The sequence below is a fragment of the Mycobacterium sp. 23 genome (assembly GCF_048287075.1).
In the GTDB taxonomy this organism is placed as follows: domain Bacteria; phylum Actinomycetota; class Actinomycetes; order Mycobacteriales; family Mycobacteriaceae; genus Mycobacterium; species Mycobacterium gordonae_B.
Window position 1 is genome coordinate 1,141,883 of sequence record NZ_JBLVUX010000005.1, and the last position, 25,616, is coordinate 1,167,498.

Below are 25,616 nucleotides of genomic sequence, written 5' to 3' on the forward strand. Positions count from 1 at the left end.
GGCTCACAAGATCGCTCCGGCCTGCTTGTAGTGCATGATGGCGTCCCAGTCCAGCCCGGCGTCCATCAATACTTCCTCGGTGTGCTGCCCGTGTTCGGGCGCACCGGGCGGGATGACCGCCTGCTCGTCGAACTGAACGGGGTTGGTGGGCAAGGCGTACGGCGCGCCGTTCATCGTGCTGGTGCTCGCGACATATCCGTTTGCCGTCACCGCCGGGTCATGGCACAGCTCTCCCGGCGTCTGCACCACGCCCCAAGCACCGGAAATGCCCGCCAACTGTTCGCGCCATTCGGCGAGCGTACGCCGGGAGAATACCTCGTCCATCAGCGAGATGAGCTCGGCGCGGTTGGCGAATCGTGCTGCGGGATCGGCGAATCGGGCGTCGTCGATCAACTCGGGTAGGCCGATGGCGCGCATCGCCTCGGGGTAGAACTTGTCGAGTTGCAGCATCATCAGCTGGACGTAGCGGCCGTCCTTGGTGCGGTAGGTCCCGACCAAGGGGTTCGGAGCGTCCGCGTGGCCGTACTTCGGGATCGAAGTGCCACCGTGGATCTGGCTCACGGCAACGTCGGGGCTGAGATTCCAGGCCGCCAGGCCGAGCAGAGAGACGTCCACCACCGACCCCTGGCCGGTGGTGGCCTTCTTGTACAACGCGGCCGCGATTCCACCGGCAATCGTCATGCCCCCGAGCAGATCTCCGAAGGCCGGGCGCGAGCGAACCAGTTCGTCGGCGTCTTCGGTGAGCATGGCGGCGATGCCGCCGCGCGCCCAGTATGAGACGCCGTCGTAACCGGGTTTGTCTGCATCCGGACCTTTGGGGCCGTGGCCCGATCCGCGCACGTAGACAACGGCTGGGTTCACGGCCCGGATATCGTCGACGTCGATGCCGAACTTCTTGCGGCGGCTCGGCAGGTAACTGGTGAGGAACACGTCGCACGTCGCGGCGAGCTTGAGGATCACCTCTCGGCCGCCGGCGGTACCGAGGTCGACCCCGATCGACTTCTTGCCCCGGTTGGGTATCTCGATCATGTAATTGACTGAGCTGCCGCCCTTGTCGACGATGCCCATCGTCACGAGACCGCGCTGCGGGTCACCGCCCTCGCGCGGCTCCACCTTGATGACCTCGGCACCCCACTCGGCCAACACCGCACCGGCCGACGGCACGAACGTCCACGCCGCCACCTCCAGCACGCGGACCCCGCTGAGCACTTTGTCGACGGAAATGGCGGCCTCCCCTTTGTTCGCGGTGGTCAGCGGTGCCAGCGCACCAACAAGTGGGCAACAGCGGAAACGCTGGTTTGCCCTTGTGAGAATGTCAGTTTCACGTCTGTTTGTAAACTGTTAGGGGCGTGCTGAGAGTCTCTCCTGCAAGGCCGGGTCTCCATCGGCCCAGAACGCCCCCCACGTCGGCATCCGGTGGGGCATGGTGGCGCGCAGTCGGACGTCGGCCGGCCAGCGGATGAATTCCGGCCCCGGCCGCTGTGTCACATCGACTGAGTACCAAGGATGTTCCCGTCGCTTGACGAAGCACCATTGGCCGTCGCGCCGCTCGTAGACGTCGTCGTAACGCATCGCAATCACATACCACCCGTCACCGTCCTCGTGTTCGGCACGGCAATAGACGGATCCGGTCGCATGGTCGGCGTCGGCAAGATCGAACTGGTGACCGCAGATCAAATGAATGCTCCGGTAGAACCGCCGCAGCACACTGTCGTACCAACCCCTCAATGCATTTCTGCCACGCCCCTCACCCGCCTCCACATCGGGTACGAACAGCGCCACCAACGCATCAAGATCACGGGCGTCGAGGGCCATCGCGTATCGGGTGGGCAGCTGGCTGATCGCCAGGCTCGACTCCACCCGGTCCAAACGGTCAGCGGCGAACGAACCCTCCGATGCTGTCGCCATGGCGCGATTGTAGGCAGGAGCAAGTTTGGAGAACCAGTGTTCTCGATATGCGGAAATCCGACTATCCTTCGGTCATGCCCTTCCCGGACATTTCACCCACGATTCCCGCCTTGGTGAGGTCGTGCTCAGTGCGTTTCGGGGATAAGCCGTTCCTCGTGGCAGGGGGGCAGGAACTGACCTACGCCGGCCTCAACCGCCGCTCGGCGGCACTGGCGACCGAGCTACTGGCGGTGGGCTTCGGAAAGGGCGATCACGTCGGAATCCTGATGCCCAACAGTGTCGATTGGGCACTTGCCTGGTTTGCCACCACCCGCATCGGCGCGGTCGCGGTCCCGCTGAACACCTTCTACAAGGGCTCCGAGCTGGCCTGGACTACACGCCATGCAGACCTGCGAGCGATTCTGACGTGGTCCCGATTCCGCAATCATGACTTCCTCGAACGGCTGCAGCAGGCGCTGCCGGGTCTGGCGGACCAACGGGAGCCGGGCCGGATCACGCTGCGCGAAGCCCCGTTCCTGCGGACCATAGCGGTGTGGGGACAGTCTGATCGGCCCTGGGCGACAACCATCAACGCCGATGATGCGATCTCGGCCGATGACGCCGACTTCCTCCTCGAAGTGGAATCGTGCGTGACACCGGCTGATGAGGCGATGATCGTCTACACCTCAGGCAGCACCGGCGATCCGAAGGGGCCAGTGCACACTCAGGGCACCCTGGTCCGCCATACCTACAGCCTCACCTTCCCCTACGACGTCAACCAGGACGACGTGATGTTCACCGCCATGCCGTTCTTCTGGGTGGGCGGGTTGATCACCGGATTGCATGCGGTGATTCACCACGGCGCGACCCTGGTCACCCAGCCCGCATTCGACGCGGCCGAGGCTCTTGAGCTCATCGAGCGCCACCGCGCGACGATCACGCTGGGCTGGCCGCAGCAGGGCAAGACGCTGGCCGAGCATCCCGACTTCTCCGTGCGCGACCTGAGCTCGGTGCGACGCAGCAGCATGCCCGCCATGGTGCCGCCCGACCGACAACCCAAGGGCTCGGTCGGGCTGGGAATGACCGAACTGTGCGGTAACCACATCGCCGCCGACCCATACCTACCTCAACCGGCGCACCGAGCCGAGATCGGCGGTGCACCCATGGAAGGGCTGCACCATCTACTCGTCGACCCGCACACAGGAGAGCCGGTGCCGACCGGCACGGAGGGTGAAATCTGGGTCCGCGGATACTCGTTGATGCAACGCCTGCACAAGCGCGAGCGCGAAGAAGTCTTCACCCCGGGCGGCTATTACCGGACTGGTGATTGTGGCATCAGGTACGACGACAATTGGATCGGGTTCACTGGGCGGTTGGGCGATCTCATCAAGACCAGCGGTGGCACCAGCGTCACACCCGGTGAAGTCGAATCGGCGCTGGCCGGCTGCGACGGTGTGCTCGAGGCATACGTCGTCGGCGCCGAAAGTGGTGACGACGGAACGGTGGTCGCCGCGGCGGTGGTACCCCGCGGCGAATCCCAGCTCGATGGCGAGTCCTTGCGAGCACAACTGCGTGACCGGCTGTCGACCTACAAGGTGCCGAAGTTCATCTGGGTCGCCGCGAAGTCGGACCTTCCGTTCACGGCAACCGGCAAGGTCAAGAAGTCGGAACTGGCTCAGCAGCTCAGTGGGTTGTTGGAGCGCCGCTAGGGAGTAATCTCCTGTCCTTTGGGCATATTCGTGGTCATCAGCGTCAAGGGGATACCGCACAGCGCCTCGAGCTTGACTTCGGTCAACTCAAATCCGTCTCCCTCGTGTCGCTGCCGGAAATCGGACCTGACCCCGTAGCGCGCAGCGGCGTGCTCGGCCGCATCACAGTCCGCGGTACGCACGACGACCGAGAACAGCCCGTCGCCATTGCGGGCCAGAAAGTCTGCCGCAGTGCCTACGTCCGTGGGTGCGGCGGCGGTGGGGGCAATCAGCTCGATGCCGCGGTCCCAGTCGAGGCGGATCTGCAGACCCAGATGCTCCAGCTCGAACGCCAGGAACTGAAAGCCCAGAGCTGTCAGGTAATCCGCGGCGCGGTCGAGCCGCTCGGGCGCGATCGCGAAGACGACGTGGTGCAATGAGGGCAGCGGCTGCGACATGTCAACGACTCTACGATGCGGCAAAGAGCATTAGCGCTTTACGGAAACAATAATTCTCATTACGGTAGATTTGCGGCTGCGTCACCAACTGCCGTGCAGAGAGGCGCTTTATGGCACTCGAACAGTTCGAGCTAGCGGGTCAGGTCGCGATAGTCACCGGGGCCGGACGCGGCGTAGGTGCGGGCATCGCCAAAGTCCTTGCGGAAGCGGGTGCCACCGTGGTCGGTACCGCCCGCACATCGGCCGAGGTGCAGCAGACGGTCAAAGAGATCGAAGAGGCCGGCGGCAAAGGCCTCGCACTCACCGCCGACGCCCTTCAACGCTCCGACAGTGAGCGGGTGGTGCAGACTGCGGTCGACCAGTTCGGCCGCATCGACATTCTGGTCAACAACGTCGGTTTCGCGACCTACGGCCCGTTCCTGGGCCTCACCGACGACAACCTCCGTGAGACCTTCGAATATTGCGTCACCTCGGCGTTCATCATGAGTCAGCTCGCGGTGCCCCACATGCTGCAGGTGGGACGGGGCTCCATCGTCAACATCTCCTCCGGCGCCGGACGATTCGGGATCCGCGGATTGCTGCCCTACTCGGTGGCCAAGGGTGGGCTGGAAGCCCTGACGCGAGCCATGGCGCAGGAGTTGGCCCCCAAGATCCGGGTGAACGCCATCGCGCTGGGTGCCTTCATGACGACCGGGCTGCAGTCGAGCTTCGACCTGATGCCTGGCTCCGAGGAGAAGTTGAAGGAGCTGACGCCGCTGCATCGTATCGGCGACGTCGCGGATCTCGGCAGGCTGACCTTGTACCTGTCCACTCGCGATTGTTATGCCACAAGTTCCACTTTCATCGTCGACGGTGGCCTGCAGGGACCCAACTCATCCCTTCCAATTCCCGATCTTTAACCGTCACCGCCCGACCTAGGAGCAATCACTGTGGCAGAACAAGTCTCACGTGTAGCGCTGATTTCGACGGGCGGCGTCGGCAGCATCGCCTTGCGCGCGATCAACCGGCGCGGGCACCTCGATCTGGTCGGGGTCTGGGTGCACAGTCCCGAGAAGGCGGGACGGGACGCCGGCGAGGTCGTCGGGCTCGGCCCCGTCGGCGTAACGACGACGGCTGATCTCGACGACATCATCAAGCTCAAGCCCGACTGCGCGGTTTACACGGCCACCAGCCCCGACATGGATGCGGCCGCGGTGCGCGACTACGTCCGCCTGCTCCGCGCGGGCATCAATGTGGTCACCACGAACACGCCGGGAATGATGTTCCCCGACAGGTGGATTCCGGATCTGGCCGATCAGGTGCGGGCCGCGGCCCTGGCGGGCGGCGTCACGATATACACCTCAGGCATCGAGCCGGGGTTCGCCGGCGACCAGTTCGCCGTCGTGCTGTCGACGTTGTCCAACACCATCCGTTCGGTGCGGGCGCAGGAGATCTTCGACTACTCGGCCTATCCCAACGAGTATCTGATGTTCGACGCAATGGGTTTCGGTCGCCCGCTGGACTTCACCCCGCTGCTGGAATTGGAGGGCGCACAGCAGTTCGCCTGGGGACCTCCGATCGGGCTGGTGGCGCGGGCGCTGGGTGTCGAACTCGACAAGGTCACCGAAAGCTACGAGCGCGTGGCCACACCCCGGGACCTGCACGTGGCGTGCGGCCTGATCCCCGCGGGCACCTGTGGGGCAGTGCGGGCCGAGACCACCGGGGTCGTCGACGGTCATCCGGTGATCACCATCGAGCACATCAACCGCATGGCTCCCGACCTCGCACCCGAGTGGGCATCAGCGCCACACGGCACCTACCGCATCGTCATCGAGGGAGAGCCGCACATCGAGTGCGATCTCCGCTTCGGGACCGAGGGCACCGCGGCATCGGCGAATGACAACGCCATGGAGGCAACGGCGATGCGCGTGGTCAACGCCATCCCCTACGTCGTCGACGCCGCCCCGGGTATTGCGACATCGCTGGACCTGCCCCTCACCGCGCCTCGCAACGCGTTGGACTTCGGTTAGACGGTGAGCACAGACTTGACCGGCAAGGTCGCATTCATCACCGGAGCCGCCCGTGGCCAGGGCCGCGCTCACGCCGTCAGGTTGAGCGCTGACGGCGCCGACGTCATCCTCGTCGACATCGCCGGGCCCCTACCGCCGAGCGTCCCGTACGATTCGGCAACTCCCGAAGAACTGGCGGCAACGGCGGCATTGGTCGCCGCCAACGGCAGGCGCGCTGTCACGGCGATCGCCGACACCCGCGACCACGATGCCCTCTGCGGTGCGGTCGACGAGGCAGTCGCCGAACTCGGCCGGCTGGACGTGATCGTCGCCAACGCGGGCATCTGCTGTCCGGCCGCATGGGATCGGGTTACCCCGAGGGACTTTCAGGACACCGTCGCCATCAACCTGACAGGGACCTGGAACACGGTGATGGCCGGGGCCAAACACATCATCGCCGGCGGGCGCGGCGGGTCGATAATTCTGATCGGATCAGTGGCCGGTGTGAAAGTGGAGCCGTTCATGGTCGCCTACACCGCAAGCAAGCACGGCGTCACCGGGCTCGCCCGGTCCTTCGCGGTGGAATTGGGCCGTTACAACATTCGCGTGAACAGCCTTCATCCCGGTTCGGTCGCAACACCGATGGGCAGTGGCCGGATGATCGAAGCCATGCAGCAGGCCGCGGACACATATGCGCACCCGCAATATGGATTCAGCAAGCAACTCATACCCAACGCGTTGACAATGCCCGAGGATGTCGCGAATGCGGTCGCGTGGCTGGCCTCGGACGAGTCGAAATTTGTTACCGCTGCCGCGATTTCCGTCGATGTTGGAGTCGCTCAGGCTTAGCAGCAGTTACGCGTTCCCGCGGTGACAGTCGTGAGCTGGGGGTAGAAGTGGATCAGGCGGTCGCCCTCCGGTAAATGGCGGAGCCGATGCCCCAGTCCGAGAATATTGATTCTCGCATGCGAGAATTGGTGTAACTCTGGCGTGAAGGAATCAGGTGATGCAAGACCTGCACTGCAATCTGGCGGGGACACGGATGCTGATCATCGGGGCGTCCTCGGGGATCGGCCAGGCGTTGGCTCATGCCGCACATTACCGGGGTGCTGAGGTGGCGCTCGCTGCACGCCGAGTGGATTTACTCGAGGACCTGGCAGATCAACTCTCCGGATCCGCCTACGAGCTAGATGTTTCCGACCCTGATGCGATCGAAGGGGTGATCAACGACGTCGCGACCGTGTTCGGCAGCCTCGACGCGGTGGTGTTCACCAGTGCCGTGGTGCCGTTCGCGCTGATCGAGGAAACCGATGTGGAGACCTGGCTGCACGCCTACGCCGTCAATGCTGTGGGCGCCTCTCACGTGCTTCGGACCGCTCTACCCCACCTGTCCGAAAACGCGACGATCCTCGTCGCGTCGAGCCACGACGTCGGCCGGCCCCGAGCGGGAGTTGCCGCGTACCACGCAAGCAAGGCTGCGCTCGACGAGATTCTGCGCTCCTGGCGGGCCGAGCACCCTGGTCTCGGGCTGATCCGGGTGAGCGTCGGACCCACCTGTGACACCGAAATACTGCGCGGTGCCGATCGCGACCTGCTCGCCAACTTGTACCGGGCCTGGGCGCGCGAAGGCCAGATCCCGGTCGAGATGTCCGCAGTAGAGGACGTTGCCAACGCGATGCTCTCCCTGATCGCGGTTGCCCGGGCGAATCCCACCGTGATCAGCGAGATCGTGCACCTGGCCCCACGAATCGTGAAGCCGCAGTTGGCTCGCGGCTAAGCACAACCGCCGGGCCTATCACGAAGGACCAAACACAAATGGATCTTGGTTTCGCAGGTGCTACGGCTGTCGTGACCGGAGGCAGCAAGGGGATGGGTCTTGCCATCGCCGAAACCCTTGGTGCCGAGGGCGCTTCGGTGGCAATCATGGCCCGCGGCAGGAACGCTCTGGACTCGGCCGCGGAGCGAATCCGACGGGCCGGCGCTCCCGAAGTGCTGGCGCTCAGTGTCGACATGATGGACGCCGGGTCCATTGCCTCGTCATTCGCGTCCGTCCGCGACGCCTGGGGCAGGCTGAATGTGTTGGTGCATACCGTCGGTCCGAGCGCAGGCGCGTTCGAGGACCTCACCGACGACGACTGGCACGCCGCCTTCAACCTCGGCACGCTCTCGGCCGTACGCTCGGTCCGGGCCGCGCTGCCTATGCTCCGATCGGCCCCGTGGGCCCGGGTGGTGACCTTGTCAGCGCATTCCATCCAGCGCCAGAGCACCCGCCTCGTCGCCTACACGGCCGTGAAATCCGCACTTTCGAGCTTCACCAAGAATCTCTCCAAGAGCCTCGGCTCCGAGGGCATCCTGGTCAACTGTGTCTGTCCCGGCACGATCGTCACCGCCAGTTTCACCGAGATCCTGCGCGACGTCCTGGCGGCCGACGGACTGGACTCTTCAGATCCGAGGGACGTGATGACATGGGTCGAGGCCACCTACGGCCATCCCTGTGACGTGGGCCGTGCCGGGCTTCCCGAGGAGATCGCTTCCGTCACCGCATATCTGGCGTCACAACGCAACGGCTACGTGACGGGAGCCACGGTCAACGTCGATGGCGGATCGGACTTCATCTGACGCGAGCGCCGCCTACGGTGTGGACACCACGCCTCGCTCCACCCAATGCGCGGCGAACGGAGCAATCGTCGATAGATCGTAGAGCCCCGAATCGGCCGCAATCACGGCCGGGATGGCGTTGATGGCGTGCATGGCGGTGGCCAGGCAACCCTGCTCGGCGTGATCCTCGTCGTGCGAGCCGATCACCAGATGGCAACTCATGTTGGGCTTGCCCTCGAAAGTCACCGCATAGCCGATATCCGTCGGCCAGTCGGGGGCCAGGTCGTCGGCCATCCTGGTGAGGTGTTCGACGGCGATCGTGGTTTCGCCGCAGTCGACTACGACTCCGAATCGCATGGCGCCCACGGTTCCCGCGGGAATCTCCCCAGCCGCCACCGTGAGTATCCTTGGCGTGATTACCACTTCGCGAAAGCCCTCGACGGACCGGATTTGCAGACCTAGGGCCTGCGCGAGCACCGTCGCACTGCCGATCCAGGCGCTCGCGGCGTACTCGGTGTTGGTCAGCAAGGGCGTGGTGTCGTCCGGCGCATGACCAAATCCCATCGCGTTGAAAATCAGGTCGTGGCTGGCATAGGTCGAGTAGTTCAACACCTCGCGCACATTGATGCGGTTGATGCGCTCGGTGAGCCGGGACAGGATCGGCGCCAGCGACTCGCCGACGAAGCCTGGGTAAAGGCCAAGCCCCAGGAACGATGAACTGCCTGTGCGGCAGGCCTTTTCGATCCCATCGGCCAGCGATTCGTGCAGTGAGCGGGGATGGATGAATCGGCTGCCCGTAGCCACCACGTTCTTGCCCGACGCCAGCAAATCGCAGACGTCGGCAAAGCAGCCGGGTGTGTCGATTTCCACCTTTCCCATGTACAGCACCACATCCGCGTCGGTGGCGATGATGGCGTCGCGGTCGGCGGAGGTCAGCAACCCCGCTTCGGGACTCCCACACAGGGTGCCCGCGTCGACGCCGGCCTTTGCCGGGTCGTAGACCCGCACTCCGACTAATTCCAGGTCGGGGCGGCTCAGGACGTGGCGCAACGACATCATGCCGGTCATCCCGGTCGCCCACTGGATTACGCGAGTCACGTCAGTCAGGTCCGTTCAATCCCACACTACGTCGAGCCGCGGCGGCGAACGGAACATCGTGCCGGTCACGTACGGCGGCGGGGCATCTGGATCGAGTCGTAAGCCTGGCAATTCGTCCAACAGCGCATTGAAGATCTTGATGCTCTCCAGCCGTGCCAGGTGCATACCCAGGCATACGTGTGCGCCGTGACCGAAACCGATGTGCGGCTTGCGTTCCCGGAAGATATTGAAAGATTCGGGGTCCGCCCAGCGCGTCTCGTCATGGTTGGCACTGCCGAGGTTGACCATCATCGTGGAGCCCTTCGGGATCTGAAGCCCGAAGAATTCGATGTCCGTGCTGACTTCCCGGATGAAGTTCAGCAGCGGCGTCTCCCATCGGATACCCTCCTCGATCGCCTGCGGCAGCAGGCTGCGGTCGCGTCGCACCGCGTCGAGTTGATCGGTGTGGGTCGACAGAGCAAGCGCGAGGCTGGCGGTCGATCGTGACGTGGTCTCCGCCCCGGCGGGAAGCAGATTGCGCATGAATCCATAGATCTGCTCGTCGGACATCTTGACGCCATCGATCTCGGCCTGCGACAGGATGGTCACCATGTCATCCTGCGGCGACTTGCGCCGGTCGGCGAGCACTCCCACGAAGTACTCCTTCATCTCCGCGGAGGCTTTCATCGCGGTTGCCATGTCGGCGCGGAAGCCCAGCAGGTCGATGGCCAGTCGATGGAACTCCCCGACTTCAGACTCCGGCAATCCGAGGAGAGCCGCAATGATCCGCACCGGAATCGGCATGAACACCGCATCGACCAGGTCGGCACGCTTGCCGTCGCGAAACTTTGCGACGGTGCGGGCTACCAGAGGCTCCACAAGCTCGGCACCCCAACGCTTCATCGATGATCTCGCGAAGGCGAATTCGTGCAACCGACGGTAGGTTGCGTGTTCAGGCTCCTGCATCTCGAGAATGGTCGGTCCCTGCAGAGGTCGCACCATGTCCTCGTAGATGCGCGTGCTGAAGGTGACGTTGTCGGTGAAGACGGCTTTGACGGCGTCGAACGAATAGGCCGTGAAAGTCTTTTTGCCGTTGGGCCCATCCCCGGGGATGCCCATTTCGGGCCAACCCGGGTGGACCTGGGCCTTCGCGCGCAGCTCGCGCAGCAGCGGGTAGGGCGTCGCATCGCCGTCGGCGCCCATTCCGGCGTTGAACTTCGCCTGCGCGTCGCGGATGCGCCGATCGATGTCATCGGCGATTGTCGGCTCGGTCACCCTGCCACCTCCGCGAAGGGGGTTCAACATACATTCTGTCGGTTGCAAACCTACATGATGTATGTTGAGTCGACGAGCACCCCTGCCAATCGCGAAAGAGCAACCTGGAGAATTTGATTGGTTATTCGAGTCGCACAGTGGGCGACCGGTGCGATCGGTCGACCCGCACTACAAGAACTCATTGAAAATCCGCATTATCAGCTGGTGGGTGTGCTGGTCTACGATCCGCAAAAGGCCGGTGTCGATGCGGGCGCCCTGTGTGGCCTACCGCCGGCAACGGGTGTACTCGCCACGACGGACAAGGACGAGATCATCGCGACAGGCGCTGACGTCGTCGTGCACGCCGCCAGCAAGGCTCACGCCGTGGAGACCAACGCCGAGGACATCTGCCGCCTGCTCGCCGCGGGCACCAGTGTCATCACCACAACCTCGTACAACCACTTGCCGACCTATGGCGCGGAAATTCAGTCGGCATTCGTTCAGGCCTGTCGGCAGGGCAGGTCACGTTTTCATGCCGCCGGCGAGAACCCGGGCTTCATGTTCGAGCGGCTCGTCGCGACGGTGACCGGGCTCAGCAAGACTATCGACCGCATAGACCTCTATGAGGCAACTGACGTTTCGGCTGTCGACAGTCGGCCGATGCTGGTCGACCTGATGGGCATGGGCCGTCCGCCAGCGGACGTCACCGTTGACTCGCCGATCATCGGGAAGCTGGACATGGCCTACCGCCAGGCCCTCAATGCCACTGCCGACGTTCTCGGGGTCAACCTGTCGCATATCGACGTGGCGGTCGACGCCACCACACTGCCCTACGACCTGGAGGTGCCGGCCGGCACCATCGCCGCCGGAACAGTTGTCGGCCAGCGTTTCTCGTGGGTAGGTCATTGGTCGGGCCGTCCGCTGCTGGCCATCCACGAGGAATGGGTGTTGACTCGCGACCTCCCCCAGTGGGGCATGGCGAGGCTGGGGCCCGGCGAGAAGGCGCCTCTGATCCGGGCGGTGATCAAGGGTGAGCCGAGTTTTGAGCTTCAGCTCGACGTAGGTTTCGACGGTTCGCCGCACGCGGGCCGACACGCCATGCCAGGGCACCTGATGATCGCGATGGGAGCGGTCCGTGCCATTCCCTACGTGCTTGCGCAGCCGCCCGGCATCGTCACCGCGCCGGTGTTCGGCGCGATCCAACTAGCTTGAGGCGCAAGTGACCGCGCGTGCGATGTGATCACTGGGCGCTGTGTGGAAGACGTGTGCACTGCCGTCCGCCAACACCTTTCGCGCGACCAGATAATCGGAACCCATCCAGCCCTGTCGGATGAAGCGACCGAAGCGCAGGAATGTTCCCGGGGCGCCGCTGGCCGACGGCACGAGTTTGACCTGCTCCATCCCGTTCTTCACACCCTCGCCCGTGAGCGGGCGCGCGGCGGCCAGACCGCGCACGATCACGGTGGCAGCGTCGTGTGACAGGCCCGGCATCGAGTTTCCCGGCCGGCGACCAAAGCGAGCCTCGAATCGGTCGAGGAAGCCCTGGCCTACGGTATTTCGTTCATCGTAGCTGTCCAGGCCGATCCAGCCAGACAGGTGGCGCATCCATTCCGCGTTGATGTGGGCCAGTTCGAACGCGGTCGTGGTGTAGCGCGGCGGGTCCCAGCCCGCGGCCAGCAGCGCATCCGTAAAACCCCACAGGCCGTGTCCGAACCCGACATGCACCAGCGCGTCGGGTTCGGCTGCGCGCAACGCGGTCACCGTCTCGGACTTGTCGGCTTCGACCTGGGGAATCGGCACGGTGGCAACGATCTTCAGACCTGCCGCGTCGTAGGCTCGCTGGGCAAAGGCGAGATACTCCTTTCCGATCAGCGACGACTCGTAGGCTATTGCGATCCGTGTGCGGCTGTCGCCGATCATCACCGCGGCCAGCATTACCGGCTCCTCGGCCATCGAGCCGTTGTTCAGGGCGAAGCACCATTCGCCGAGTGCGCCCTCGGAGCCCGAGAGAGTAACGATGGGAACCCGGGCGGTGGTCTCCACGTGGGAACGCAGCGGCACAACGTTGTCCGACACCCACGGTCCGTAGATGACCAGGCAACCCTCCGCCACCAGTTCGTCGAAGGCTCTTTCGACGGCGAGGTACGTGCCGTTCGGCAACCCGACGACATCGCGCGAGACGAGTTCGACCGGGCGGTCAATCAGCCCGCTGGCGAAGGCCTCGTCCATGACCAGACGCAGTGCGTCGATGGTGTCGGTATCGGTGTCACCTTTGGTCGGATAGTCATTCAGCAGGCCGACTTTGAGAGGCGCGACCAAACCGTATGCGCGAACGTCTGCCATAGGGGCAACATACAGCATGAAGGTTGTAGCGATCGGCTGGCGATCAGACCGGCCACAGCACGGAAATGACTGTTTGCAGAACCTGCATATTGCGCTTCCCACGTGTTAGCTTCGTGGCTAGCGGCCCACCGTCTTTGGGAGACGCAAATGACACTCGCACCAACGCTGGATTCACGCAAGCAGGCCGGAGAAAAGCGGTACCGCGTGATCCAGTGGGGCATGGGCAACGTTGGCACCCTGGCCTTGCGCCACTTCGCGCATAACCCCCTCTACGAGGTGGTTGGGGTGCTGTGTAACCGCCCCGAAAAGGTAGGAAGGGATGCGGGTGAACTCGTCGGAGTGGATCCAATCGGCGTGCTCGCCACGACCGACAAGTCCGCACTCGAGGCCCTTGACGCCGACTGCGTGTTTTATGCGCCCCTCTGGTCGGACGTCGACGAGATCTGTCGCCTGCTGCGTGGAGGAAAGAGCGTCGTCGCCTCGGGCGGCGCGTGGTGGCACCGGACTGAAAACAACAGCGCAGACATCGACAAGATCGACGCGGCATGCAAGGTGGGTGGCACCTCGTTTCACGGCGGGGGCATCCACCCGGGTTACGCGGCGGATCTGCTCGTCTTGACACTCGCCCGGATCGCCGGCAAGACCGACCACATCCACATCTACGAGGCGGTGAACTTCAATAAGGACACGTTGAAGTATCTGAACGAGATGGGGTTCGGAAAGACCCCGGCCGAGTTTGCGAAAGGCAATCTTTTCCAGGACGCGTGGACGTTGTTCGCGCAGTCCCTGACCATGGTCGTCGAAGGTCTGGGCGAGACTGTAGAGAAGTTCACGACGGACGTCGAGCTGGGCACGGCCACCCGCGACATTCCGTATGAGGGGACTCCGGACATGGACATGCCGGGCCTCAAGGGTGTGATCAAGAAGGGCACCGTTGCGTCCCAGCATCATCTCTGGACTGCGTGGGTGGCGGGCAGACCATTCATCACCTTGCACGAGCTTTACTCGTTCACAGAACACGCCGCGATCGATCCCAGACCCGACTGGGAGCCGTACTACCACTATCGGGTTGTGATCGAGGGTGATCCAGGGACTGAGCTCATCCTTCGGGGCAGCCCGCATGCACGAGAACACGCGAGGCCCGGCTACGTCGGCTACGCATGGACTGCGATGGAGCCCGTTAACTCCATTCCCGCCATCTGCGATGCGCCGCCGGGTTTCAAGTCCCATGCCGACCTCGGGCTCATGACAGTCCGCGGGATCGTGCGCTGACGACGCCATGGACCGACACTCAACATGCAGGGTGAATGTTGATACCATCGTCGTCATGGCCAAGCGCGGCGGGGCGGACGGCGAGCGACGTGCGCGTGGCGAGCAGACCCGTCGGGACCTGGTCGAGGCAGGCCGCGAATTGTTTGTGGAACGCGGATATTTCAACACGAGCATCGGCGATCTGGTTTCGAAGTCAGGCGTAGGCACGCGAGGTGCCTTTTACCATCACTTCAAGGACAAGTCCGAGTTGTTTCGTGCGGTGTTCGAAGAAATCGAGAACGAGCTGACGCTCCGGTCCATGGCCGCTCCTCCGCCGGGCGCCGACCCCTGGGAGCGGCTGACCCGCGGTCTGCACGGATTTCTCGAGGCGGCAACCGAACCCGCGGTGCAACAAGTGATGCTCGTCGACGGACCAGTAGTGCTGGGCTGGCACGAACTGCGCGTGATCCAGGAGGACAACAGCATTGCCCTGATCAAAGAGGTGGTGCGTGAGGCCATCGCCGAGGGCATCATCGACGACCAACCCGTCCGGGAACTGACGCACATGCTAGTCGCCGCCCTCGAAGAAGCCTCACTGCTGGTTGTCCATTCGGCGAATCCCGTCCGGGCGCGCAGGCAAGCCGCCAAGGTTCTCGACCGGCTGTTGCTCTCCTTTGCTTCAGAACCACGAAAGGTGCTGCGGCGCTGACGAAGTCAGCATGATCCGAACGGCCATGCGGACGCTACGGAAATGCTCATTGCCGATAATGAATATCCATGCTCTGCATCTCTGATAACCTTTCTTTTGACGCGCGCGAGGAGACTGATGCGGCCCCTGAACATGATCCCGCTGAGTAGTAGGCAACACTTGCAATGCCTCGGCCGCGGCCGATTTCAGTGCGCCGCGTGCGCTAACCGCGGGCTGCTCGGCGTCGGTCCCCATGACTGACGCGCCGCGCCGACCCCTGCGGGTGGCGGTCGTCGGCGCTTCATCCGGTCTCGGCCGCTGCATCGACACCGGCCTCGCGCAACGCGGTGCCCACGTCGCTCTGTTGGCCCGCCGGTACGACCGGCTTGTCGAAGCGGCGAAGGACGCTGGCAACGGGGCGGTGGCCGTTACCTGTGATGTCACCGAAACCGATACGTGCCAGCGGGCGATAACCGACGTAGTCGGCGCGCTCGGCGGCCTCGATGCCCTGGTCTACACGACCGGCATGGGCGTGCTGGCACCACTGCGCGAGGTGACGGCAGAGCAGTGGGCGAAGCTCTTCGCCACCAATGTCACCGGCGCTTCGCTGCTTACCGCGGCCGCCGCGCCGCATCTGGCCGAGTCCGGGGGTTCGGCCGTCTACCTGTCATCGCTGAGTGCGTCCTACACGACTCCCTGGCCCATGCTTGGGGCCTACGCGGTCAGTAAGGGCGCGCTGGACAAGCTCGTCGAGGCCTGGCGCATCGAGCATCCAGAGATCGGCTTCACCCGCCTCGCGGTGGGTGACAGTCTCGGCGGGACCGGTGACGCGCAAACGGAATTCAACAAGAGCTGGGATCCCGGCGTTCTCGATACGGCGATCCGATACTGGATGGAGAACAAGTACATGCTCGGCGGCCTTGTGGACGCCGAGCACCTGACCGATGTCGTCGACGCTGTGATTCGTTGCGGCAACAGTAGTTTCATACCGTACCTGACGCTGGCCCCGCGTGCCTCCGGAGCGGTGAAAGAACTGCGACAGTGGTGATGCACGAATCTCCCCCGTGGCAAGCCTCCCGTCTGACCATTCCTTTCACAAAGGAGAGCCGATGAAGTCCAGGGCAGCGGTGTTGCGCGGAGTGGGACTGGACTGGGAAGTAGCCGACGTCGAGCTTGACCCACCGCACGCGGGTGAGGTTCTGGTGAAAATGGCCTACGCGGGAATCTGCCATTCCGACGAGCACTTTCACAGCGGTGACAGCGTGCCGACCTCAGAAATGGAAGAGATGATGAGGGCATCGGGTGTTCCGGTACCCGAATGGTTTCCCATGCTGGGCGGTCACGAGGGCTCGGGTGTCGTCGAGGCGGTCGGGCCGGAGGTGAAGACCTTGAAACCCGGTGACCACGTGGCGATCTCGTTCTTCCCCGCCTGCGGCAACTGCCGGTGGTGCACTACCGGACACGCCTATCTGTGCGACATAGGCGCCGACATCTACGACAAGGCGATGACGACTGACAAGACGCGCCGCCGCCATCTCGACGGGGAAGACCTGATGGCGATGATGCAGGTCGGCACGTTCTCGGAGTTCGTGGTCGCCTCCGAGCGCTCCCTGGTCAAGGTGCACGACTGGATTTCGCTGGAAGCCGCGTCGCTGGTGTCTTGCGGTGTGACAACGGGATTCGGATCCGGCTCAGTCGCTGCGGGTACCGAAGCAGGCGACACCGTCGTGGTGATCGGCGTCGGTGGGATCGGCATGAACGCTGTGCAGGGCGCGAAGGTCGCGGGCGCCAGGCACATCGTCGCCGTCGACCCGAACGAGTTCAAACGTCAGATGGCACCGGTCTTCGGCGCCACGCACACCGCTGTCGACACCGGCGCCGCGCTGGAACTGGTCAAGGAGATCACGTGGGGCGTAATGGCCGACCGAGTTATTCTCACGCCCGGGGTGGTGCCCGTGGACATGGTGCTGATGGGAATGATGTTGTTGCGCAAAGGCGGAACCTGTGTGCTGACTGGTATGGCCAAGATCACCGACATGATGGTGCCGCTGATACTCGGCGACATGGTCAGTTCCTGCAAGACCCTCAAGGGCGCCCTCTACGGCGAGATGAATCCACGCGAAGCCATGCCGAGGCTGCTGTCGATGTACGAGTCCGGCCTCATCAAACTCGACGAATTGGTGACGCAGAGATACAAGCTCGACGAGATCAACGAAGCGATGAGAGATCTGCGGGCAGGCAAGAACATTCGTGGCGTCATCGCATTCGGCTGAGGTCGGCCCCGGTGGCCTACGCCGCTGGTGAAGCCCCGCCGTCAGATACTTCGGTCAGCTCCCAACAAGCGTTCCACGTACTTCGCGATCACATCCACCTCGAGATTCACCTGGGTGCCCACCGGGGCGGAACCCAGCGTGGTCAGCTCGCGCGTCGTCGGAATCAGCGAAACCTCGAACCAGTCCCGGGGCTCGGCGCCCAGACCGGAAACGGTCAGCGAAATCCCGTCAACGGTGATCGAACCCTTCTCCACGACGTAACGCGCCACCGAGGCGGGCATCTCAACACGCACCACCTCCCAGTGCTCGGAGGGGGTGCGCGCGACGATCTCCCCGGTGCCGTCCACATGGCCCTGCACGATGTGCCCGCCCAGCCGGCTGTTGATGGCGGCGGCGCGCTCCAGGTTCACCCGGCTCCCCGGCCGCAGGTCACCCAGGTTCGAACGGTTGAGTGTCTCGGCCATCACGTCGGCGCTGAACTGGCCGTCCGGCAATACGTCGACGACCGTCAGACAGACCCCGTTGACGGCGATCGAGTCCCCGTGGCCGGCGTCGGAGGTGACCGTCGGACCGCGGATGATCAGTCGGGAGGCGTCGACCAGCGCGTCGCGCCCGGTCACCTCTCCGAGTTCCTCGACAATTCCCGTGAACATCGCACCAGGTTAATGAGTGTCCTGACGCCCCTGCACCCGCCTGGTTCCCCGGCCGGGTCATGGGCACCCTCTACGATGCAGGGTATGCAAAAATCCCGCCGCCTTCTGGCTGTCCTGGCTGCGCTGGTCGTCGCGATCACGTTCGCCGCAGGTTGCTCGATCAAAAAGAAGGACAGCGGCGGGCCACTTCCGGACGAAAAGGCCACCCAGACGCTGGTCACCCAGGCCACCGAAGCCAGCAAGGCCGTCAAGAGCGCGCACATCGTCTTGACCGTGAACGGCAAGATCCCCGGTCTGTCCATCAAGACGCTGACCGGTGACCTCAACACCGAGCCCACCGCCGCCAAGGGCAACGTCAAGCTGACATTCGCCGGCTCCGACATCGACGCGGACTTCGTGGTGATCGACGGAATCCTGTACGCCACGCTCACCCCGAACAAGTGGAGCGACTTCGGCAAGGCCTCTGACGTCTATGACCCGTCGCAGATCCTGAGCACCGACAAAGGCGTGGCCAACGTGCTGGCCAACTTCAGCGAGGCCAAGGCCGACGGGCGCGAGAACATCAACGGCCAGAACACCGTCAGGATCACCGGCAAGACCACGGCCCAGGCGGTCAACGCGATCGCACCGCCCTTCAGCGCATCCGATCCGGTGCCGACGACCATCTGGATCCAGGACGGCGGCGATCACCAGCTGGTGCAGGCGAAGCTGGAGCGCGGTACCGGCAACTCCGTGCAGATGACCTTGTCCAACTGGGGCCAGCAGGTCCAGGTCACCAAGCCCCCGCTGAGCTGATGGCCATGCAAGCGGGACGTCGAATCGCAATCAGCGCGGGCAGCCTGGCGGTGCTGCTCGGTGCCCTCGACACCTATGTCGTGGTCACGATCATGCGCGACATCATGAGCAGTGTCGGCATCCCGGTGAACCAGCTGCAGCGGATCACCTGGATCGTCACGATGTACCTGCTGGGGTACATCGCCGCGATGCCGCTGCTGGGCCGCGCCTCCGACCGGTTCGGGCGCAAGTTCGTGCTGCAGGCCAGCCTGCTCATGTTCATCGTCGGCTCGGTGGTCACCGCGCTGTCGGTGCAGATCGGCAATTGGACGATCGAGGCCGGCGACTACATCCTGCTGTCCCCGGACCCGAACCGGGCATTCCACGTGCTGATCGTGGGCCGCACCATCCAGGGCATCGCCAGCGGCGCCCTGTTGCCGGTGACGCTGGCGCTGGGCGCCGACCTGTGGTCGGAGCGCAACCGCGCCGGGGTCCTCGGCGGCATCGGCGCCGCACAGGAACTGGGCAGCGTGCTCGGCCCGCTGTACGGCATTTTCATTGTCTTTCTGTTCCACGACTGGCGCCACGTGTTCTGGATCAACGTCCCGTTGACCCTGATCGCCATGGTGATGATCCACTTCAGCCTGCCCTCACACGACCGCAGCGAATCCCCCGAGAAGATCGATATCACCGGCGGTCTGCTGCTGGCCCTCGCGTTGGGCCTGGCCGTGATCGGTCTGTACAACCCCAACCCCGACGGCAAGCAGGTACTGCCGAGCTACGGGCTGCCCCTGGTGATCGGCGCGGCCGTCGCAGCGCTCGCGTTCTTCGCCTGGGAGCGCTTCGCACGCACCCGGCTCATCGAACCCGCCGGCGTGCATTTCCGTCCGTTCCTGTCCGCCCTGGGCACCTCGGTCTGCGCCGGCGCGGCCCTGATGGTGACGCTGGTGAATGTCGAGTTGTTCGGCCAGGGCGTGCTGCAGATGGACCAGAACCAGGCGGCGGGCCTGCTGTTGTGGTTCCTGATCGCGCTGCCGATCGGCGCGGTGCTCGGCGGGTGGATCGCCACCCGGGCCGGCGACCGCGTCGTGGCCTTCGTCGGAATGCTCATCGCGGGCGCCGGCTACTGGCTGATCTCGTTCTGGCGCGGCGACCTGATGCAGCGCAAGCACGACATCCTTGGTTTGATGCTGCCGGCGGTGCACACCGACCTGCTGGTGGCCGGCATCGGGCTCGGTCTGGTGATCGGACCGCTGTCGTCGGCGGCGCTGCGCGTGGTGCCCGCGGCCCAGCACGGCATCGCCTCGGCCGCCGTCGTGGTCGCCCGGATGACCGGCATGCTGATCGGCGTGGCGGCGTTGAGCGCCTGGGGGCTGTACCGGTTCAACCAGAACCTGGCGCACCTCTCGGCGACCATTCCCCCGGACGCCAGCGTGCTGGAACGGGTGACCATTCAAGGACACCAGTACCTGCAGGCGTTCGCGCTGATGTACGGCGACATCTTCAAAGTCACCGTGGTCATCTGTGTGGTGGGCGCGTTGCTCGGGCTGCTGATCGGTGGGCGTAGCGAGCACGCCGACGAGCCGGAGGTGGCCGAGCAACCGGCGGTCGAGCCGCAGGTCGAGGCCGCTAGCGAGCCACCAGGCTGAGCAGCAGGTCCGGTCCGACCTGCTCCACGCTGTCGAACTGCCAGCGCAACGCGTGCGACATGCTGGACACGCCGACGTCGTCGACGGCGGTCACCGGACCACCCAGCAGGATGGGCGCCACGTAGGCCAGGATCCGGTTGATCGCCCCGGCGCGCAGGAACGCCCCGGCCAGCGTGGGGCCGCCTTCCAGCAGCACGTCGGTGCGGTCCGCCAGCGCCCGGAGCACCTCTACGGGTTCGTGGGTGCGGATCACCATGGTGCGTGAGTCGTCGTTAAGCACGTTGGCTTCGGGCGGGACTTCGCGCTTGCCCACCACCACCCGCAGCGGCTGCTGCGGCGACAGCGAACCGTCGGGGAGCCGGGCGGTCAGCGTGGGATTGTCGGCGAGAACGGTTCCGGTGCCGACCACGATCGCGTCCGCGATCGCGCGGCGACGATGCAGGTCAGCGCGGGCGGCCTCGCTGGAGATCCACTGGCTGGATCCGTCCGCCGCCGCGCTGCGGCCGTCGATGCTGGTCGCGTACTTCCACGTCACGTGCGGATAACCGGTGCGCTGCTTGTGCAGCCACTCCCGCAGCGGTCCGGCCGCGACCTGGTCGGCCAGGATGCCCGACCGCACCTGCACACCGGCCGCGTTCAGTCGGCCGGCCCCGCCGCCGGCGATGCCGTTCGGGTCGTTGAGCGCGTAGATCACCGTCCCCACCCGCGCTTCGATGAGGGCGTTGACGCAGGGCGGCGTCTTGCCGTAGTGATTGCACGGCTCCATGGTGATCACCGCGATACCGCCGGCGGCCAGACCGCCGGCCCGGCGCAACGCCACGACCTCGGCGTGGTCCCCGCCGGCGGGTTGGGTGGCGCCGACACCGACGACGCGGCCTTCCTGGTCCACGATCACGGCACCCACCGGCGGGTTCGGATACGTGGTGCCCTTGACCTGATACGAGTGCTCGATGGCCAGCTTCATGGCCTCTTCGATGCTCTTGACCTGCTCAGGCACGTTGGGGCCGGTCACGACCGGTCCCCCAGGTGGCGCGACGCGGCGGCGGCCTGTCGTCGCAGCGCTTCGACGGCGGCGGCCGGATCCTGCGCGCCGTAGACCGAAGACCCCGCCACGAAGCAGTCGACACCGGCTTCGGCGGCCTGCTCGATGGTGTCTTCATTGATGCCGCCGTCGATCTCGACGAGGATCGTCAGCTCCCCCGCGTCGACCAGCTTGCGTACCGTACGCACCTTGCTCAGCACCTCCGGGATGAAGCTCTGGCCGCCGAAACCCGGTTCGACGGACATGATCAGCAGCGTGTCGAACTGGGGCAGGATTTCCAGGTACGGCTCGAGTTCGGTACCAGGCTTGACACTGATTCCGGCCTTCGCGCCGGCGGCGCGGATGTCGCGGGCGACCCCGACCGGGTTGTCGGTGGCCTCGGCGTGGAAGGTGACGTTGTAGGCGCCGGCTTCGGCGTAAGGCGGCGCCCAGCGGTCCGGGTTGTCGATCATCAGATGGCAGTCCATCGGGATGCTGGTGGCCGCAAGCAGGCTCTCCACCACGGGCAGACCGATCGTCAGGTTCGGCACGAAGTGGCCGTCCATCACGTCGACGTGCAGCCAGTCGGCGCCGTGCACCGCGGCGGCTTCGTCGGCGAGCCGAGCGAAGTCAGCCGCCAGGATCGACGGCGCTATCAGCGGACCCCCCGTACCAGGCATGTGCGACAGACTACTGACCGTCCGGAAGCCGGCGCAGGGCAGCCGCGAACATGGCGTCGGTGCCGTGCCGGTGCGGCCACAGCTGCACGTACGGCCCCTCACCCAACCCCTGCACCGGTTCGAACAGCGGCCGGGTGTCCATGGCCTCCACCGGGTGACGGCGCAGCGCGTCGGCGACCACTCCCACCGTCTCGGCGAGGTGCGGTGAACAGGTCGCGTACAGCACCACCCCACCGGGGCGGGTGAGCTTGATCGCGGCACCCAGCAGTTCGCGCTGCAACCGGGCCAGGGCCGGCACGTCGGACGGCTGGCGCCGCCAGCGCGCTTCTGGCCTGCGGCGCAGCGCACCCAGCCCGGTACACGGCACGTCGACCAGAACGCGGTCGAAACCCGGGGCCAGGCCGGATTCCCGACCGTCCACCCGCAGCACCTCGACCGGCAGCCCGCGGGTGTTCTCCACCACCAGGTCCGCCCGGTGCCCGGCGGGTTCCACCGCCGTCACGGCGGCTCCCGACTGGGCGCCGAGGGCGGCCAGGAGCGCGGTCTTGCCGCCGGGTCCGGCGCACAGGTCCAGCCAGCGCCCGTTGTCGCCGTCGACCGGAGCCAGTGTCAGCGCCCGTGCCACCAACTGGCTGCCCTCGTCCTGCACCAGCGCCCGGGCTTCGCGAACGGGCTCGAGCTGACCGGGGTCACCGCCGGACAGATACACCGCGTAGGGCGAGTACTGCCCGACGGTGCCGTGCACGCTCTCGGCGAGCTCGGCAGCCGTCAGCACCCCGGGCCGGGCCGCCAGGTGCACCAGGGGCCGTTCGTCGTCGCTGGCCAGCACCGCGTCCAGCTCGCCGGCCGCGGTGCCCAGCGCGTCGGCGAAGGCCTGAGCGATCCAGCGTGGGTGAGCGTGCACGAATGCCGAGTGGCCGACCGGGTCGTTGCGGGGGGCCAGTTCCTGCACCCAGGACTGCTCGTCTCGGCCGGAGATGGTGCGCAGCACACCGTTGACGAAACCGGCTCGCGCCGAATCGAATTCGATGCCGGCCTGGTCGACGGTGGTGGAAACCGCGGCGTGCGCGTCCACCCGGGTGCGCAACAGCTGATAGGCACCCAGTCGCAGCAGGTCGAGCAGGACCGGATCGATGGTGTCCAGCGCCCGGCCGGCGGCGGCGGCGATGATCGCGTCCAACAAGCCGGCACTGCGGCATGTTCCATAGGTGAGTTCGGTGGCGAACGCGGCGTCGCGGCCGGTGATCCCGCGCTCGCGCAGCAGCGCGGGTAGCACCAGGTTCGCGTAGGCGTTGCGCTCGCTGACCGCGCGCAGCGCGTCGAACGCCGCGCGGCGCGCGGGGTCCAGGGGCTTGCGGCGCGGACGGTGCGGCGGCTTCTGTGGTTTGCGGTCGGGACGCTTGCGGTAGGGCCGGCCCTGGGTCATGAGGCCCGGATCTCTGGATCGAGCCGAGCACCCCGCGCCCAGTCGGCGGCGTTCATCGGCTTCTTCCCGGGCGGCTGTATCTGACCCAGCCGGACCGGTTGCGAAGCGGTGCCGACCCACACGCTCTTGCGGTCGACCTGAATCGCACCGGGTTCCAACGATGCGGGGGCAGCCGAATCCAGTTGTACCGGGCCGACTTTCACCCGGATGTCCCCGATGAGGGTCCAGGCGCCCGGGTTGGGCGTGACGGCGCGGATCCTCCGCTCGACCACCTGCGCCGGCAGGTCCCAGCGCACCCGGGCCTGCTCGACGGTGATCTTGGGCGCCAGGCTGACCCCGTCGGCGGGTTGCGGGCGCGGCGTCAGCGCCTGATCGGCGATTCCGTCCAAGGTGCCCGCCAATAGCTCCGCGCCCGAAACGGCGAGTCGCGCCAGCAGGTCGCCGGCCGTGTCGGTCGGCCGGATGGTCTCGGTGACGATGCCGTACACCGGCCCGGAGTCCAGGCTGGGCTCGATCTGGAAGGTGGTGGCACCGGTGACTGTGTCGCCCGCCGCGATCGCGGCCTGCACCGGCGCCGCGCCGCGCCAGGCGGGCAGCAGCGAGAAATGCAGGTTCACCCACCCGTGCTGGGGTACTGCGAGCAGCGCATCACCGAGTAGCGCGCCGTAGGCCACCACCGCGCAACATTGCGGGGACAGTGCCGCCAGTTCGGCCACGAACTCCGGCGAGTTGGGTCGCGCCGGGCGCAACACCGGAATGCCCCGATCCAGCGCCTCTCGCGCCACCGGCGACGGCTCGGGTGTACCGCGCCGCCCGGATGCCGCGTCGGGACGGGTCAAGACCGCGATCACCTCGTGGCGGGGCGAGTCGATAAGGCGACGCAGAGCGGGCAACGCGGGGTCGGGGGTACCGGCGAAGACGATGCGCACCGGGACAGTCTATGAACCTGACTGATCGGGGCCGCCCTACAGCCCGACAGCGAAGTCACAGGAACCTACAAACTTGCCTATGCATACTGTGTCCGTACGACACAAAGCCGCACTTTGATCTCTCTGCAAGGAGAACTTCTATGACGATTGACACCTCCATTCGCGCCGATGGCGCGCTCGAAGCCGCACACCGGGCCATGTGGGCCCTCGGCGACTACGCCCTGATGGCCGAGGAGGTGATGGCGCCGCTGGGTCCGCTGCTGGTGGCCGCCGCCGGTATCGGACCGGGCGTCCGGGTGCTTGACGTCGCAGCCGGGTCCGGCAACATTTCCCTGCCCGCGGCCAGGACCGGCGCCACCGTCACGTCCACCGACCTCACCCCGGAGCTGCTGCAGCGTTCCCGGAAGCGCGCGGTCGCGGAAGGCCTGAGACTGGACTACCAGGAGGCGAACGCCCAGGCACTTCCGTTCGCCGACAACACGTTCGACGCGGTGATATCGGCAATCGGGGTGATGTTCGCGCCCGACCACCAGCGTGCCGCCGACGAACTCGTCCGGGTGTGCCGGCGGGGCGGGACGATCGGCCTGATCAGCTGGACACACGAAGGCTTTTTCGGCCGCATGCTGGCGACCATCCGGCCGTACCGGCCCAGCCTGTCGTCTGCGTTGCCGCCGTCGGCGTTGTGGGGACGTGAGGCTTACATCGCCGGCATGCTGGGAAGTCGCGTGATCGGAGTCGACAGCGGCCGCGGACTGCTCGAGGTGACCCGCTTCGACACGGCCGAAGCCGTTCACGACTACTTCAAATACAACTATGGCCCGACCATCGAGGCCTACCAGAACATCGGCGGGAACAAGGTGCTGGCCGACGAACTCGACACTCAACTCGTCGAGCTTGCCGACGAATATCTGACGAACGGCGTTATGGAGTGGGAGTATCTGCTGCTCACCGCAGATAAGCGCTGAAAGCCGGAGCGACC

25 protein-coding genes are annotated in these 25,616 nt (G+C 65.5%); 14 read left to right on the plus strand and 11 right to left on the minus strand.

What is annotated here, in order from left to right; all coding sequences use genetic code 11:
- Window positions 1–3: 3 nt before the first annotated feature.
- Both ACNQS7_RS06330 and ACNQS7_RS06335 read right to left on the minus strand, forming a co-directional pair.
- Window positions 4–1,209, minus strand: coding sequence for a CaiB/BaiF CoA transferase family protein (locus ACNQS7_RS06330; RefSeq protein WP_418011891.1), 1,206 nt, complete (start codon window positions 1,207–1,209; stop codon window positions 4–6).
- Window positions 1,210–1,341: 132 nt separating this feature from the next.
- Window positions 1,342–1,869 (minus strand): nuclear transport factor 2 family protein, encoded by a 528-nt coding sequence (locus ACNQS7_RS06335; RefSeq protein WP_418015908.1) that lies wholly within the window; start codon window positions 1,867–1,869, stop codon window positions 1,342–1,344.
- 113 nt (window positions 1,870–1,982) lie between these two features.
- Between ACNQS7_RS06335 and ACNQS7_RS06340 the strand changes: the two genes are divergently transcribed.
- On the plus strand, window positions 1,983–3,596 hold the full coding sequence (locus tag ACNQS7_RS06340; RefSeq protein ID WP_418011892.1) for a class I adenylate-forming enzyme family protein: 1,614 nt from the start codon (window positions 1,983–1,985) through the stop codon (window positions 3,594–3,596).
- Here the strand turns inward: ACNQS7_RS06340 and ACNQS7_RS06345 are convergent.
- Window positions 3,593–4,033 (minus strand): VOC family protein, encoded by a 441-nt coding sequence (locus ACNQS7_RS06345; RefSeq protein ID WP_418011893.1) that lies wholly within the window; start codon window positions 4,031–4,033, stop codon window positions 3,593–3,595. The genes ACNQS7_RS06340 and ACNQS7_RS06345 overlap by 4 nt on opposite strands.
- A gap of 110 nt (window positions 4,034–4,143) precedes the next feature.
- Between ACNQS7_RS06345 and ACNQS7_RS06350 the strand changes: the two genes are divergently transcribed.
- The 5 genes from ACNQS7_RS06350 to ACNQS7_RS06370 all read left to right on the plus strand — a co-directional run bounded on the left by ACNQS7_RS06350 (window position 4,144) and on the right by ACNQS7_RS06370 (window position 8,640).
- Window positions 4,144–4,932, plus strand: coding sequence for an SDR family NAD(P)-dependent oxidoreductase (locus ACNQS7_RS06350; RefSeq protein WP_418011894.1), 789 nt, complete (start codon window positions 4,144–4,146; stop codon window positions 4,930–4,932).
- A 30-nt stretch (window positions 4,933–4,962) separates the two neighbouring features.
- Window positions 4,963–6,042, plus strand: a complete 1,080-nt coding sequence (locus ACNQS7_RS06355) for a dihydrodipicolinate reductase (RefSeq protein WP_418011895.1) — start codon at window positions 4,963–4,965, stop codon at window positions 6,040–6,042.
- A gap of 3 nt (window positions 6,043–6,045) precedes the next feature.
- On the plus strand, window positions 6,046–6,870 hold the full coding sequence (locus ACNQS7_RS06360) for a mycofactocin-coupled SDR family oxidoreductase (RefSeq protein ID WP_418011896.1): 825 nt from the start codon (window positions 6,046–6,048) through the stop codon (window positions 6,868–6,870).
- A 157-nt stretch (window positions 6,871–7,027) separates the two neighbouring features.
- Window positions 7,028–7,798, plus strand: coding sequence for an SDR family oxidoreductase (locus tag ACNQS7_RS06365; protein WP_418011897.1), 771 nt, complete (start codon window positions 7,028–7,030; stop codon window positions 7,796–7,798).
- A 38-nt stretch (window positions 7,799–7,836) separates the two neighbouring features.
- Window positions 7,837–8,640, plus strand: a complete 804-nt coding sequence (locus ACNQS7_RS06370; RefSeq protein ID WP_418011898.1) for an SDR family NAD(P)-dependent oxidoreductase — start codon at window positions 7,837–7,839, stop codon at window positions 8,638–8,640.
- A 12-nt stretch (window positions 8,641–8,652) separates the two neighbouring features.
- On the opposite strand, the gene ACNQS7_RS06375 is transcribed toward ACNQS7_RS06370, so the two are convergent.
- Both ACNQS7_RS06375 and ACNQS7_RS06380 read right to left on the minus strand, forming a co-directional pair.
- Window positions 8,653–9,675: a dihydrodipicolinate reductase gene (locus tag ACNQS7_RS06375; RefSeq protein ID WP_418015909.1), complete on the minus strand. Its 1,023-nt coding sequence runs from the start codon at window positions 9,673–9,675 to the stop codon at window positions 8,653–8,655.
- 57 nt (window positions 9,676–9,732) lie between these two features.
- Window positions 9,733–10,971 carry a cytochrome P450 gene (locus ACNQS7_RS06380; RefSeq protein WP_418011899.1) on the minus strand — a complete coding sequence of 413 codons (1,239 nt, stop codon included), beginning with the start codon at window positions 10,969–10,971 and terminating at the stop codon, window positions 9,733–9,735.
- Between the two features lie 117 nt (window positions 10,972–11,088).
- Between ACNQS7_RS06380 and ACNQS7_RS06385 the strand changes: the two genes are divergently transcribed.
- A complete protein-coding gene (locus ACNQS7_RS06385; RefSeq protein WP_418011900.1) occupies window positions 11,089–12,162 on the plus strand; it encodes a dihydrodipicolinate synthase in 1,074 nt (357 codons plus the stop codon).
- Here ACNQS7_RS06385 and ACNQS7_RS06390 read toward each other — a convergent pair.
- The gene (locus tag ACNQS7_RS06390; RefSeq protein WP_418015910.1) at window positions 12,154–13,293 is read right to left on the minus strand and encodes an ABC transporter substrate-binding protein; all 1,140 of its coding nucleotides are present in this window, start codon (window positions 13,291–13,293) and stop codon (window positions 12,154–12,156) included. The genes ACNQS7_RS06385 and ACNQS7_RS06390 overlap by 9 nt on opposite strands.
- 147 nt (window positions 13,294–13,440) lie before the next feature.
- Here ACNQS7_RS06390 and ACNQS7_RS06395 point away from each other — a divergent pair, with 147 nt between their 5' ends.
- The 4 genes from ACNQS7_RS06395 to ACNQS7_RS06410 all read left to right on the plus strand — a co-directional run bounded on the left by ACNQS7_RS06395 (window position 13,441) and on the right by ACNQS7_RS06410 (window position 17,505).
- The gene (locus ACNQS7_RS06395; protein ID WP_418011901.1) at window positions 13,441–14,565 is read left to right on the plus strand and encodes a dihydrodipicolinate reductase; all 1,125 of its coding nucleotides are present in this window, start codon (window positions 13,441–13,443) and stop codon (window positions 14,563–14,565) included.
- Between the two features lie 55 nt (window positions 14,566–14,620).
- Entirely contained in the window at window positions 14,621–15,253 is a 633-nt protein-coding gene (locus ACNQS7_RS06400) for a TetR/AcrR family transcriptional regulator (protein ID WP_418011902.1), read from the plus strand.
- A gap of 232 nt (window positions 15,254–15,485) precedes the next feature.
- Entirely contained in the window at window positions 15,486–16,280 is a 795-nt protein-coding gene (locus ACNQS7_RS06405; RefSeq protein ID WP_418011903.1) for an SDR family oxidoreductase, read from the plus strand.
- 61 nt (window positions 16,281–16,341) lie between these two features.
- On the plus strand, window positions 16,342–17,505 hold the full coding sequence (locus tag ACNQS7_RS06410) for an NDMA-dependent alcohol dehydrogenase (protein WP_418011904.1): 1,164 nt from the start codon (window positions 16,342–16,344) through the stop codon (window positions 17,503–17,505).
- Window positions 17,506–17,546: 41 nt separating this feature from the next.
- On the opposite strand, the gene ACNQS7_RS06415 is transcribed toward ACNQS7_RS06410, so the two are convergent.
- Window positions 17,547–18,158, minus strand: coding sequence for a riboflavin synthase (locus ACNQS7_RS06415; RefSeq protein WP_055579543.1), 612 nt, complete (start codon window positions 18,156–18,158; stop codon window positions 17,547–17,549).
- A 75-nt stretch (window positions 18,159–18,233) separates the two neighbouring features.
- On the opposite strand from ACNQS7_RS06415, the gene ACNQS7_RS06420 reads away from it, so the two are divergent.
- Together ACNQS7_RS06420 and ACNQS7_RS06425 are read left to right on the plus strand one after the other, a co-directional pair.
- Window positions 18,234–18,953 carry an LppX_LprAFG lipoprotein gene (locus tag ACNQS7_RS06420; RefSeq protein WP_418011905.1) on the plus strand — a complete coding sequence of 240 codons (720 nt, stop codon included), beginning with the start codon at window positions 18,234–18,236 and terminating at the stop codon, window positions 18,951–18,953.
- Window positions 18,954–18,958: 5 nt separating this feature from the next.
- The gene (locus ACNQS7_RS06425; RefSeq protein WP_418011906.1) at window positions 18,959–20,581 is read left to right on the plus strand and encodes an MFS transporter; all 1,623 of its coding nucleotides are present in this window, start codon (window positions 18,959–18,961) and stop codon (window positions 20,579–20,581) included.
- On the opposite strand, the gene ribD is transcribed toward ACNQS7_RS06425, so the two are convergent.
- The 4 genes from ribD to fmt are packed head-to-tail and all read right to left on the minus strand — an operon-like array spanning window position 20,562 to window position 24,637.
- Window positions 20,562–21,578, minus strand: coding sequence for a bifunctional diaminohydroxyphosphoribosylaminopyrimidine deaminase/5-amino-6-(5-phosphoribosylamino)uracil reductase RibD (gene ribD, locus ACNQS7_RS06430; protein ID WP_418015911.1), 1,017 nt, complete (start codon window positions 21,576–21,578; stop codon window positions 20,562–20,564). The genes ACNQS7_RS06425 and ribD overlap by 20 nt on opposite strands.
- An 11-nt stretch (window positions 21,579–21,589) precedes the next feature.
- Complete coding sequence (rpe, locus tag ACNQS7_RS06435) at window positions 21,590–22,291, minus strand: ribulose-phosphate 3-epimerase (protein WP_418015912.1); 702 nt, start codon at window positions 22,289–22,291, stop codon at window positions 21,590–21,592.
- A 1-nt stretch (window position 22,292) separates the two neighbouring features.
- Window positions 22,293–23,708 carry an RsmB/NOP family class I SAM-dependent RNA methyltransferase gene (locus ACNQS7_RS06440; protein ID WP_418011907.1) on the minus strand — a complete coding sequence of 472 codons (1,416 nt, stop codon included), beginning with the start codon at window positions 23,706–23,708 and terminating at the stop codon, window positions 22,293–22,295.
- Complete coding sequence (gene fmt, locus ACNQS7_RS06445) at window positions 23,705–24,637, minus strand: methionyl-tRNA formyltransferase (protein WP_418011908.1); 933 nt, start codon at window positions 24,635–24,637, stop codon at window positions 23,705–23,707. Before fmt ends, ACNQS7_RS06440 begins: the two co-directional genes overlap by 4 nt.
- Window positions 24,638–24,777: 140 nt before the next feature.
- Between fmt and ACNQS7_RS06450 the strand changes: the two genes are divergently transcribed.
- Entirely contained in the window at window positions 24,778–25,602 is an 825-nt protein-coding gene (locus tag ACNQS7_RS06450) for a class I SAM-dependent methyltransferase (RefSeq protein ID WP_418011909.1), read from the plus strand.
- The last annotated feature ends 14 nt before the right edge of the window (window positions 25,603–25,616 follow it).